The sequence below is a fragment of the Photobacterium sp. R1 genome (assembly GCF_054600795.1).
On the sequence record NZ_BAAHZP010000782.1, the window covers coordinates 1 to 251 of the forward strand.

Below are 251 nucleotides of genomic sequence, written 5' to 3' on the forward strand. Positions count from 1 at the left end.
CCATATTTTCCCTCCCAGCGACTTAAAGGTTGATCGGTCTACGGGCTGAAAACAAACCTGATCGCCAACATTGAAAGGCGTCATCGGCTCCCGTTCCGGATTGAATAGTGGCTTTGGACAGTTACCAATAATTTGCCAGCCGCCGGGTGACTGCGCCGGATAAACGGCAGTCTGACGGTTGGCGATCCCGACACTGCCCGGCGCCAGACTCAGTCTGGGCTCGGCATGGCGCGGCATGGCAATGGCTTCAT

1 protein-coding gene is annotated in these 251 nt (G+C 56.6%); it reads right to left on the reverse strand.

Annotated elements, in window-relative coordinates; genetic code table 11:
- The coding region (locus ACYP03_RS27205) for a carboxyltransferase domain-containing protein (protein WP_459782832.1) at window positions 1-237 on the reverse strand (237 nt) is incomplete at its 3' end.
- Between the last annotated feature and the right edge of the window lie 14 nt (window positions 238-251).